Source organism: Gammaproteobacteria bacterium (assembly GCA_016705365.1).
Classification (GTDB): domain Bacteria; phylum Pseudomonadota; class Gammaproteobacteria; order Pseudomonadales; family UBA5518; genus UBA5518.
Genome location: JADIYI010000009.1, coordinates 463216 through 474870 on the forward strand (window position 1 = coordinate 463216; position 11655 = coordinate 474870).

The following is an 11655-nucleotide window of genomic DNA, read 5'->3' on the forward strand; positions in this document are numbered from 1 at the left end:
GCCTCGGGCACACACCCGATCCCCCGTGTGATGCGACCGGGAAGGCAAAATGCTGGCATCCTGCTCCACAGTGCGTCAGGATACGCATCGAATCACCAACACACAGGAGAGCTGCATGTTTTCGCACATCATGGTAGGCACCAACGATCCGGCCAGGGCCAAGATTTTCTACGACGCCCTGTTCGGCGCATTGGGCGGCAAACCGGGTATGGCGGATGACAAGAGCCGGCTGGTTTACGCCCACAACGGCGGCCTGTTCATGGTCAGCAAGCCCATCGATGGCGAGCCGGCGACCCATGCCAACGGCGGCACGATCGGTTTCGCCCTTGCCTCGACCGAACAGGTAGATGCCTGGCACGTCGCGGGCCTGAGCAGTGGCGGCACCATCTGCGAGGATCCGCCGGGTGTGCGCGAGGGTGCATTTGGCAAGCTTTATCTTGCCTATGTGCGCGACCCGGACGGCAACAAGCTTTGCGGACTGTATCGTATGTGACACGACGCGGCAGTCTGTGCGACGACGGCTCCGCACGCGGCGCGGCGCTGCATGCTGCTTTATTTAGTGCATATGGATGATTCGGCTTGCGGGTATTCGCCGTAGAGTAGTGGCTGTCAGAACAAGCAGAGGGTACTGCAGATGGGCGATCGGGCAACGCAACGCGATGTGCGCGTGGTGGTGATGGGTGCGGGCATGTCAGGCATCCTGAGCGGCATCAAGCTGCTCGAAGCCGGCATCACGAACTGCACGATCTATGAGAAAGCCGCCCGGATCGGCGGCACCTGGCGCGAAAACACCTATCCGGGACTCACCTGCGATGTGCCCTCGCACGCCTATACCTATTCGTTCGAGCCAAACCCGGACTGGAGCCACATGCTGCCGCCCGGCGCCGAAATCCAGGAGTACTTCGAACGCACCGTGAAGAAGTACGGTGTGGAGCAGCTGATCCGCTTCAACGAGGAAATCATCCGTTGCGAATTCCACGATGGACGCTGGCAGCTCGAGATGAAAAGCGGGCTGCGCGATGCGGCCGACATCGTGATCGCCGCCACCGGGGTCCTGCACCACCCGAACCAGCCGTCCATTCCCGGCCTCGATACCTTCCAGGGTGCCCGCTTCCACAGTGCGCGCTGGGATCATTCCGTGGCACTCGACGGCAAACGCATCGGCATCGTCGGCACCGGCTCGACCGGCGTGCAGATTATCTCCGCACTCGCGTCGCGCGCCGGCAAGCTGTGCCACTTCCAGCGCACCGCGCAATGGATCATGCCGGTGGAAAACCCGGCCTTCACCGAGGAGCAGAAAGCGGCGTTTCGCAGCGATCCGGCCCTGCTGCACCGGATGCAGAACGAGCCGGAATATCTCTCCAATGTGGAGCGCTTCACCAACGCCATCGTCAACACCGACTCCCCCGGCATGGCCGAGATCGAGGCGATCGTGCTTGCCAACCTCGAGAACAGCGTGCGCGATCCGCAGTTGCGCGAGCGGCTGCGCCCGAATTACCGTGCGGCCTGCAAGCGGCTGATCTACTCGCCCGATTATTACCGCGCAATCCAGCACCCGAATGCTGCGCTGGTGGACGCCGCTATCGAGCGCATCGAGCCGGGCGGCGTGCGCACCCGCGACGGTGTGCTGCACGAACTCGATGTGCTGGTGCTGGCCACCGGTTTCAAGGCCGACATGTTCATGCGCCCGATGAACGTGATCGGACGCAATGGCACAGCGCTGAACGATGCATGGGCGAGGCGTCCAAGCGCCTTGCTCGCGATCTCCATCCCCGATTTCCCGAACCTGTTCATGCTGAACGGACCAACCGGCCCGGTCGGAAATTTCTCGCTGATCGACGTGGCCGAGCAGCAGTGGACCTATATCGCGCAGTTGATCGAGCGGCTGTGCAACGGTGAATGTCGCGAGATCTCGCCGACTCCCGCCGCATTCGAGGAGTACGAGGCTGCGCGCATCGAAGCCGCCAAAAACACGATCTTCGGCTCGGGATGCAAGAGCTGGTACCTCGATGCCGAGGGTGTGCCGGCCACCTGGCCATGGAGCCAGGCGAAGTTCAGGGAAGCGATGGCCGCGCCACGCGCGGAGCATTTCGAATTTCGCTGACGGCCTGCGGCTGCGCTGCCAGGCCAGCGCCTGCGCGGCACGGCGGAGGCCGCTCGGACACGCCGTGAACACATCCATGCAGGCTCGACGTTCACGTGCGCCGTCCCTGGCGCACGCCCTTCGGGCAGCATACGCTGTGCAAATCGGCATTCCTGCCGATTTGTCGCCATCCCTGGCGGCAGATGGTCCTCGCGGCCCCGGCCGCACCGCGCAGGCTTGCGTGACCGCAATTTCAGACAGAGAAAAAATAAATCTGTCCCCTTTTCGCCCTTTTCGGTCCCATACGCAGTTACGTGATGACCGTAGCAAAACAGGAGATCGATCTCCTCGATGCGTTTGTCAGAGTCTTCGAGGAAAACCCGTTCATTCCACAAGCCCCGTGATTCTTGCTCTAATAGGCTGAGTAGTTACCAGCGACGTACGTTGGTTTGTAGCGCGATTTCCTCTCGCTTGTAGACACCTTCGTCAAAATATGTCACTGCGTCATCAATGTTAGAAAAAATATGCCCCCCTCGATACTCCCCAAGATTGGAATTGGTCAAAGCATCACGCACGGGACCGATTAAATTGGTGAGATATAATTCAACATTCTGCTCTTTCAGATTATCAATTACGTGTGACAGCATTCGAATTGCCGTACTATCGATACTGTTTACTGCGCTTCCATCAAAAACAACCAGCTTCAACTTGCCCGCTGGACGTAATTTCATCCAAGCATACAAGCGCGATATAAATTGGTCCTTGTTGGCAAAATACAAGGGGGCATCAAATCGAAATACGAGAATATCCTCACGCACTTCCGCGTTGTGAAAGCGATGAATATTTCGATATAAACCCTGCTTTCTGATCAAGCCAAGTTCTGTCATATGAGGATTGGCACTGTTATATACAACCAGGCCCAGCGAGACGAGAATTCCAACAAGCAAACCCTGCTGTATGCCAAAGATCAAGGTGATGCAAAAAGTGACCATGGCACAAAAGAAATCCTTCTTGTTCTGGTAGAAGAGCGCCTTCATTTCTCCGTACTTAAACAAGCTCATTACCGACAGTACAATAATCGCGGCAAGAATCGCTTCCGGAAGTGGATATCTGGAAAACACAGGTGCGAAAAACAGCAAGACACTAACTACAAATGCTGACGATACAACGGCTGAAACTTGAGTCAAAGCTCCGGAGGCACGAAAGGCCGCACTACGAGAAAAGCTGGCTGACACAGGGAACGCCCTGAACAGGCCGCCAAGCATATTAGCGAGACCTATCGCAATCAATTCTTGATTTGGTTGTACGCTGTACTTGTCTGTGGGCGTCTCTTGTGACTTACAAATGGAAATAGTTCCTACATAGCCCATAAAAGCCACGGTCATTGCCAGTGGAAGCAATTGGATCAATTGCCGGCCGTTAACACTGGGAAAATTCAACTGTGGAATGCCCTGCGGTATATAACTTATAACTACCACGCCGTATTGCTCAATCTGAAACAGACCCGACAGGAGCATGCCCATGACAAGTACAATTAAAGCTGTAGGGAGCTTTGGTATCAAACGAGTGCTGACGAGAATAAAGAACATACTGATTGCAGAGACCGCGACAGTGCAACCGTTCCAATGGTTGTCTGGCGACAGCAATTGGTAGACCAAACTAAAAACATTGACATGGTCCACGGTTGAACCCACCAAGCTCTGCAGTTGACTACCAACAATGATAATGGCTGCCGCCGAGGTATAGCCTACAACAACAGGGTAAGACAAGAAGTTGGCTATAAAGCCGATACGCAGAAGCCCGAAAAAAAACTGCAGTAAACCCACCATCAAGGTCAAAACAATTGCTAGCTGTAAATATTCTTCTGAGCCTGGCGTGGCTAAAGTGCTTAGGCCTGCCAAAATCAAAATTGAATCGAGCGCGACCGGCCCAATGGATATTTTGTTGGATGTCCCCAGCAAGGCGTAAAGTAGTGGTGGAAATACCGCAGCGTATAGGCCTACTTCCGGAGGCAAGCCAGCGACCATGGCATACCCCATACTCTGCGGAATCAACAATACGCCAATGGATAAACCGGAAAAGAGATCACCTCTAAAGGTGTGTCTGCTATAACCTTGTAGCCACAGCAGTCCGGGAAAGTATTTCGTCAGCACAATGTGTATGTCCGATATATATGATCCTGATTAGCCCCGGCGGCCACCTCAAACTCCCCCACCTGTGGCCAGGTCAAATTCCCCCATCTGAGGCGGCGGGACGGGTGGATGGTTACACGCTGCCGGCGCGCTTTGCAACTCGTGCCGCAGCTTCCCGTAGCCGCCAGCTCTTGCCCTCGAACTTCAGCAGGTGCGCATGGTGCATCAGGCGGTCGAGCAACGGCGTCACGATGACCACGTCGCCGAGCAGCGTGGCCCAGTCCTCGACCGGTCGGTTGGACGTGATGATCGTGGAGCGTTTTTCGTAACGGCTCATCAGCACGTCGGCGAGTTCATCGCCGGCACTTGCCGGCAACCGGCGCAGGAACAGGTCGTCGATAACGAGCAGATCGGCAGCCTTGAGCTGCGCGCGGTGCTTGCGCAACTCGCCGTGCGCGAAAAGTAGAAAAGGGGACAGATTTATTTTCTTCGTAAATAAATCTGCCCCCGTTTTTGAGGTGCGCTTCAAGGAGGCGATGGTCACACCGCTTGCGGAGCATTTCGAATTTCGCTGACACCCTTGGTGTTCATTGCCAGGCCACCGTCTGCGGGGTGCGGCAGAGGCCGCTCGGACACGCCGTGAATACATCCATGTAGGCTCACTGCCGCCATCCCTGGCGGCAGATGGACCTCGCGGCCCCAGCCGCACCGCGCAGACTTGCGTGACCGCAATTTCAAACAGAGAAAAATAAATCTGTCCCCCTTTTCAGCGCGGCGACTGCGCCACAAGTTGCGCGACCAGATCCTCCGTGGCCGCGAGTACCAGCTCGCTCAACTGGGCCACGCGCGCGGCATCGCTGCGCATATTCAGCGGATCGTGGCTTGCGAACAGTGTCTGCTGATACGGTTCCCACTCACGTCGCAGTTGCGCCAAGGCTGCCTTGGCCTGTACCGATACGAGCGGCGACCTGTCGATCTGGATCAGCGAGGCGGTGAACTGCGCGCGGCTGAGATGCAATTCCATATCGGCCGGCGCGTCATAAAGTCCCCAGCTGCGATAGAAATAGAACTTGGCCATGCGCTGCGAGAGCATCCGCTGGCGCCCTACCAGGCCGACCAGGTGGTCGATCGCCGCTTCGTTGACGTCCACATAGGCCAGTACCACGCTGTGTGCCGCCTGCTGCAGTGCCTCGCCGGCATCGTAGAGTTCAACCGCACCGGTCCGGCTGGGGGGTGCCGTCAGCCGCGCCTTGCATTTCGCCCATTCGCCTTCCAGGGCGGAGTTCGCATGCCGCACCTTCGGGGTCGGCTGGAAGGCTTTCAGCGCCGCGAGATGGGCTTCGAACTGAGCGATCGATCCCTGCAGAAGGGTTCGGGCATCCTCGGGCGCGATGCCTTGTCCCAGCATGAGGTACGCCTTCACCATGCGCTGCGAGAGCATGCGCTGGCGCCCCGCCATATTCACGGCGGATACGACATCGATCGGGGTCGCCGCTGCTGTGGATGTGTCTGCATGCACCGGCAGTGGCAACGCCACAAACAGCAGTCCTGCCAGGAGCCATATACCGAATCGGAGTCTGTCCATGATGATCCCCTCGAAAAGCGAAAAGGAGCGAAAAGGGGACAGATTTATTTTCTCCGTAAATAAATCTGTCCCCTTTTTCCACTTTTTCTCAGAATGCGGCGATACCGGTCTGCGCGCGCCCGAGGATCAGCGCGTGCACATCGTGGGTGCCCTCGTAGGTGTTCACGGTCTCGAGGTTGGCCATGTGGCGGAACACCGGGTACTCGTCGGAGATGCCGTTGCCGCCATGCATGTCACGCGCCATGCGCGCGACATCGAGTGCCTTGCCGCAGGAATTGCGCTTCAGCAAGGAGATCAGTTCCGGTGCCAGATGGCCCGCGTCCTTGAGCCGTCCGGCCTGCAGGCAACCGAGCAGGCCCAGGCTGATCTCGGTCTGCATATCCGCGAGCTTCTTCTGGATCAGCTGGTTTGCGGCCAGCGGACGTCCGAACTGCTTGCGATCCAGGGTGTACTGGCGCGCCGCGTGCCAGCAGGCCTCCGCCGCACCGAGCGCCCCCCAGGCAATCCCGTAGCGGGCGTTGTTGAGACAGCCGAAGGGTCCTTTCAAGCCTTCCACGTTCGGCAGCAAGTGCTCCGCGGACACCGCGACATCCTCCATCACGATCTGCCCGGTAATCGAGGCACGCAGGCTCAGCTTGCCCCGGATCTTCGGTGCCGACAGGCCCTTCATGCCCTTCTCCAGCACGAAGCCGCGGATCTTGCCGTCATCGCACTTCGCCCACACCACGAACACATCGGCGAGCGGCGCGTTGCTGATCCACATCTTGGCGCCGTTCAGCACATAGCCGCCATCGACGCTGCGCGCCCGTGTCAGCATGCTGCCCGGATCGGAACCGGAGTCGGGCTCGGTGAGCCCGAAGCAGCCGATCGATTCACCGCTGGCGAGCTTCGGCAGGTACTTCTCGCGCTGGGCCTCGGTGCCGTAGGCGTGGATCGGGTACATCACCAGGCTCGACTGCACGCTCAGCATCGAACGGTAGCCGGAATCCACGCGCTCGATCTCGCGCGCCACCAGACCGTAACTCACGTAGTTGACCCCCGGGCAGCCATAGCCATCGATGGTCGAACCGAGCAGCCCGAGTTCGCCCATCTCGCGGAAAATCGCCGGGTCGGTGGTTTCCTCCCGGTAGGCATCACGGATCCGCGGCGCCAGCTTCTGCTGTGCATAACCGCGCGCGGTCTCCTGCACCAGGCGCTCCTCCTCGCTCAATTCCAGGGACAGCAGAAAAGGATCCTGCCAGTCGAAACTGGCCCAGCCGAACGATGCCATCACGAGTCTCCGGTAGTGGTGATCGAGCGAAATCGCGAAAGCCGATTCTAAGCAGAGCGCGAGCGAATTTGCACTACCCGCCGTGGAGTGGTCTGCCGATTGAACCACAACCGCGCGGTCTGGCGCCTGAAAAAAAGGGGACCAAAAAAGCAAAAAAGGGGACAGCTTTATTTTTTCCGTAAATAAATCTGTCCCCTTTTTCTCCTTTTTCTTGATGCTGGCTGCGCGAATTTTTCACGAAGACGGCTCATCGCTTCGTCGGCGGGAATCCACTGCGTGCGCCCTGCATCCATGTCTGTCACGCGCCTGGCAATTTCCGCGTCCCATGCGCGCGCGATTTCCTCTGGCGTGCCTTCGGGTTCTCCATCCAGGCTGACGATCAGGCGGTGGATCAACTGGCCGCGCTGTTCGGGCGGCAGTTGCAACGCCTGCTCTTCCAGTTTTTCCAGTGTCGTGGACATGGCCTTCGCATGACTCCCGATACAAACAAATCGGACACGGATGGTAGCACTCCGAGAAGATGGGAGACCGAACGAGGAAGAAGACAATCTGCGCATCTATCGGATCACCGATCCGGCACAGGTACGCGTGAAGCAATACGGCACTTTCCGCTTCACCGATCTTGAAGAGCCCCTTGCGTGAAAAGGGGACCGTGAAAAGGGGACAGATTTATTTTCTCCGCAAATATATCTGTCCCCTTTTTCCTCCTTTTTCCTATCCCGAGAGCGGGTTTTCCACATTGCCCGTGAGGATCCGGCGCGCGCTTTGACAAGCGGCAGCTACGCGCGATCTATCCTTGTTCATTAGACAGCTTCCTATTTCTTGAATTTCGCGGCGGCGTCACCAGCCGCAGACTTCAAGGAATCCCAAGTCGATTCCACGTCGTCCTTGATCAACTCCCAGGCGTCGTCAGCTGCCTCGGCAAGCTGCGAGAGCTTCGTCTTGCCTTCTTCAATCTTGCTTTCCAGCGTCTTGATCTGTTTGCTCATTTTCAGCTGAGCGTCTGCGCTGGCCCCGGAAGTCCTGGCCTTGAGCTTGTCAACCTCGGCCCGCCACTCATCCAATCGAGCCTGCATCTTCTGCTGATACAGTTCTTTGTCACTCATGAGATTCTCCTTTCGCTAGCCGGTGCGACTAACCCTTCCTGCCTCCGAAACCAAGGAGCACGCCGCCAATCACTACCGCTGCCACGCCAACCCAAACCGGGACGTTGACGGTCTCCTTGTCTTTTACCGATAACTCGAGAGGTCCCAGCTTGGCCTCATGGGTTTCCTTGGTATAGCTGAAACTGCCATATGCCAAGCCCAAGGCACCGAGCACGATCAGCACGACCCCTGCAATCTTGATCCCGTTCATTTTGTCTCCTTCTCTCTACAAGAACCTGGGGCCCACGCCATCGACAGCAGGCCAGGAATGAATATCGTGACAGGAAGCCGCGAGCAGTCTGCCCGGCGCCGCTCAAAATGGAATCACTCCAGGGTGGTTACAGACGTCGACCCTGAATCACACGAACCAGAATCACCACCACCGCGATGACCAGCAGAACATGAATGAACCCGCCCATGGTGTACGAGCTCACAAAACCCAGAAGCCAGAGGACGATCAGGATAACTGCAATAGTCTCGAGCATTTTGCTTCTCCTTTTGTCGTCGCCTGGTGAATCGTGTATTTCACGGATTCAATCACGAAGCGCAACGAGGTCGAATGATTGCAACATAACCGGCCCATCAAGTACAGCAGCTGGGGACAGATTTATTTTCTCCGTAAATGAATCGATCCCCTTTTTTGGTCGTCCCCTTTTTTGGTCCCATTTTTGATGGAGCCAGGCGTGCTTCACGGAAGCGATGACCACACCGCTTGCGGAGTATTTCGAATTCCGCTGACGGCCTGCCGCTGCACTACCAGGTCAGCGCGTGCGGAGTACGGCGGCTGCGGTATTGTGACAGGCCAGCGCCTGCGCGGTGCGGCTGGGGCTGCGAGGACCATCTGCCGCCAGGGATGGCGGCAGTGAGCCTACATGGATGTATTCACGGCGTGTCCTCGCAGCCCCAACCGTGCCGCACAGACTTGCCTTACCGCAATTTCAAACAGAGAGAAAATAAATCTGTCCCCTTTTTCCGGTCCCCTTTTTCCGGCGCACCACCCTGCCAAGCACGCGCGACGCCCGATAAACGGCACGCACGCCAGCAACTGATCATGACGCCTCGTCCAAAGATTGCCGATCCCCAATGTTGCGCCATAGTCCGCACAAACCGCCGCCCGGTATAACTGTTCCGTCCTGATTCAGCGGAGCGCGGGCTTGGCGCGATTGACGATCCTGTTGTTGCTGTGCGGATGGCTGTGCGCCTGCATCGGCTATCAGCCCGCGCCGAGCGCGGCGACGCTGATCGCGCAGGCGCAAATCCCCCGTGCAATCGACCGCGCAGCGGTTGCGGCCGAACGGATGCGGCTTGGCGCAAGGCCTGCGCCGCAGCCGGACCGGCTCGACCTGGTGCTCGCCGCAGGCCTGCACAATCCGGCGATCCGCGCCCGGCAATCCGCATTGCTGGTGGCACTCGCCGCCAATACCGCGGCAGGGCAGGCACCGTCGCCTTCGATGTCCCTGCTGGCTGAGTATGCACAACACGCCGCCGAATCGTCGCCATGGCAGTTCGGCTTCGGTCTCGACCTGCCACTCGATTACGGGCAGCGCCGCACCAGTCGCCAGGACGCGGCAAATACCGCGCTGTTGTATGCCCGCTGCGATCTCGCCGATGCCTCGTGGACGATACGCTCGGGGTTGCGGCGCGATCTCGGCATCATTCTCGCCAGCGAGCGACGGATCGCGTTGCTGCGGGAGCTTGGTGAACCTCGCGCGCTGCGTCTTGCGGCGCTCACGCGCCGCGCCGATGCCGGAGAGATTGCCGGCACTGAAGTCGACCGCGTGCGGCTCGAAACGGCCAGTGACAGTCGGCTGTTGCGTGAAGCGCAAAACAGCGTGGCCGACGCCCGACAGCGCATTGCCGCGGCGCTGGGCATTGGCGTGGATTCGTTGCAGATCGAGGCATCGGTCTGGCCGGACTTTCTGCAGCCCGAACTGTCCCGGTCAACCAACCCTGCACCACAGGACGTCTCGGGCCACCCCGATCTGCTGCGCGCCATTGGCGCCTACGAACAGTCCGACAGCGATCTGCGCCTGCAACTCGCACGCCAGTACCCGGGCGTCAGCATCGGCCCGGGCTATGCCTGGGAGCGCGGCCTGATCAAACTGCCACTGAACGTGGGGCTGGCGCTGCCACCGCTCGATCTCAACCGCAGCGCCATCGGGGTGGCGCTGAGCGCACGCGAGGCGGCCGCCGCCTCGCTCGAAGAAACGTATGCGCGGGTCAGCAGCAACAGCGAACAGAAGGACACCGTGCTGCAACAGGCGCGCCGCGCGTTGAGCGCGATCCGCAACCACGAGTTGCCGGCCATGCAGCGCATCGCGCGGCGCGCCACCGCGCAATTCGAGGCAGGTGAAATCGACCGCGGGCAATGGGCCAGCGCCCGGATCGAGGAACTCGGCATGCAGCTGGCCGAGACCGATGCAGTGGAGCAGCTGCGCGATGCCGAAACCGCGCTGGAGGAAGCGCTGCACCGCGCCATCGAAGGACCCGAACTGGAGATCACCGCGCCATGAACCATCACCCTCTCGCCTCCGCGCTCGCACTGGGCGTGCTGACGATCGCCGCCCTTGCCTGCAACGCAGCGGGCGAGGTCGCCTGCCTCAGGCTGGATGCACCAACACGGACACGCCTCGGCATTGCCACCGTTCGCGCCCAGCCGGTGCAGCGCGCGACCCGCCAGGAGGCGATGCTGCAGGTGCTCGATTCGGGCGCTCTGGTGACTCTGCTCTCGGACCTCTCGGCAGCGCGCGCGGCTGCGGATGCCGCGAATCGGGAAGCGCGACGCCTCGAGGGGCTGGTCAGCGCGGATTCCAGCGCCGCGCCACGCGAGCTGGAAGCGATGCGCGCGCAGGCGATCGGCAACACCAGCCAGGTGCAGGCACTGCAAGCGCGCCTCGACATGGACTGGGGCGGATGGTTCACGCAGATCGACAACACGCGGCAGCAGGAGCTCGTCACCGAACTGGCCAACGCCAGGCAGGTGATCGCGCGCATCGATGCGATCGGTCGCTCCACTACCGCCAGCGGCGCCGTCAGCATCGTCGTCGATGGCAGCGACCGCGTGCTGGCGGCGCTCGATATCGGCAGTGCAGGAACCAGCGATATGCGCCTGCAATCGCTTGGGCGAATGTTGCTGCTCGCGGTCACCGCCACCACCCCGCTCGCGGCTGGACAGAGTTTTGCCGCGCACGTTGCCGGCCCGGTGCAGACCGGGGAACTGCTGCCGGATGGCGCGCTGGTGCGCTGGAATGCACTCGCCTGGATCTATGTACAGGATGCCGATGATTGCTTCGAGCGCCGTGCGATCGGCACTCCGCTGCCAGTTGCCGACGGCGTGCTGGTGCCGGCGGGAACCGCGGGCGATGCAAGCGTGGTCAGCGTCGGCGCCGAGGCCCTGCTGGCGAAGGAGTTTGCCACCTCCATGCCGGAGCCCGACTGAC

Annotated in this window: 13 protein-coding genes; 5 read left to right on the forward strand and 8 right to left on the reverse strand. The window is 59.8% G+C overall.

Annotated elements, in window-relative coordinates; all coding sequences use genetic code 11:
* The first annotated feature begins 115 nt into the window (after positions 1-115).
* Positions 116-493 carry a VOC family protein gene (locus tag IPF49_20185; protein MBK6289910.1) on the forward strand — a complete coding sequence of 126 codons (378 nt, stop codon included), beginning with the start codon at positions 116-118 and terminating at the stop codon, positions 491-493.
* A gap of 141 nt (positions 494-634) precedes the next feature.
* Complete coding sequence (locus tag IPF49_20190; GenBank protein ID MBK6289911.1) at positions 635-2104, forward strand: NAD(P)/FAD-dependent oxidoreductase; 1470 nt, start codon at positions 635-637, stop codon at positions 2102-2104.
* Between the two features lie 407 nt (positions 2105-2511).
* Here IPF49_20190 and sulP read toward each other — a convergent pair whose 3' ends face one another.
* The 5 genes from sulP to IPF49_20215 form a co-directional block, all read right to left on the reverse strand.
* Complete coding sequence (gene sulP, locus IPF49_20195; GenBank protein ID MBK6289912.1) at positions 2512-4236, reverse strand: sulfate permease; 1725 nt, start codon at positions 4234-4236, stop codon at positions 2512-2514.
* 112 nt (positions 4237-4348) lie between these two features.
* Positions 4349-4759, reverse strand: coding sequence for an ATP-binding protein (locus IPF49_20200; protein MBK6289913.1), 411 nt, complete (start codon positions 4757-4759; stop codon positions 4349-4351).
* Between the two features lie 222 nt (positions 4760-4981).
* On the reverse strand, positions 4982-5800 hold the full coding sequence (locus tag IPF49_20205; protein ID MBK6289914.1) for a type IV pili methyl-accepting chemotaxis transducer N-terminal domain-containing protein: 819 nt from the start codon (positions 5798-5800) through the stop codon (positions 4982-4984).
* An 88-nt stretch (positions 5801-5888) separates the two neighbouring features.
* On the reverse strand, positions 5889-7070 hold the full coding sequence (locus IPF49_20210) for an acyl-CoA dehydrogenase (protein ID MBK6289915.1): 1182 nt from the start codon (positions 7068-7070) through the stop codon (positions 5889-5891).
* A 167-nt stretch (positions 7071-7237) separates the two neighbouring features.
* Entirely contained in the window at positions 7238-7531 is a 294-nt protein-coding gene (locus tag IPF49_20215; GenBank protein MBK6289916.1) for an addiction module protein, read from the reverse strand.
* 40 nt (positions 7532-7571) lie between these two features.
* Between IPF49_20215 and IPF49_20220 the strand changes: the two genes are divergently transcribed.
* Entirely contained in the window at positions 7572-7712 is a 141-nt protein-coding gene (locus tag IPF49_20220; GenBank protein MBK6289917.1) for a hypothetical protein, read from the forward strand.
* 173 nt (positions 7713-7885) lie between these two features.
* On the opposite strand, the gene IPF49_20225 is transcribed toward IPF49_20220, so the two are convergent.
* From IPF49_20225 to IPF49_20235, 3 genes are all read right to left on the reverse strand, one after another.
* Positions 7886-8176: a coiled coil domain-containing protein gene (locus IPF49_20225; protein MBK6289918.1), complete on the reverse strand. Its 291-nt coding sequence runs from the start codon at positions 8174-8176 to the stop codon at positions 7886-7888.
* A gap of 28 nt (positions 8177-8204) precedes the next feature.
* Positions 8205-8426: a hypothetical protein gene (locus IPF49_20230; protein ID MBK6289919.1), complete on the reverse strand. Its 222-nt coding sequence runs from the start codon at positions 8424-8426 to the stop codon at positions 8205-8207.
* A 127-nt stretch (positions 8427-8553) separates the two neighbouring features.
* On the reverse strand, positions 8554-8700 hold the full coding sequence (locus IPF49_20235; GenBank protein ID MBK6289920.1) for a lmo0937 family membrane protein: 147 nt from the start codon (positions 8698-8700) through the stop codon (positions 8554-8556).
* Positions 8701-9369: 669 nt separating this feature from the next.
* On the opposite strand from IPF49_20235, the gene IPF49_20240 reads away from it, so the two are divergent.
* Positions 9370-10728, forward strand: a complete 1359-nt coding sequence (locus tag IPF49_20240) for a TolC family protein (protein MBK6289921.1) — start codon at positions 9370-9372, stop codon at positions 10726-10728.
* Positions 10725-11654, forward strand: coding sequence for a hypothetical protein (locus IPF49_20245; GenBank protein ID MBK6289922.1), 930 nt, complete (start codon positions 10725-10727; stop codon positions 11652-11654). The genes IPF49_20240 and IPF49_20245 overlap by 4 nt, the downstream gene beginning before the upstream one ends.
* Position 11655 lies beyond the last annotated feature (1 nt).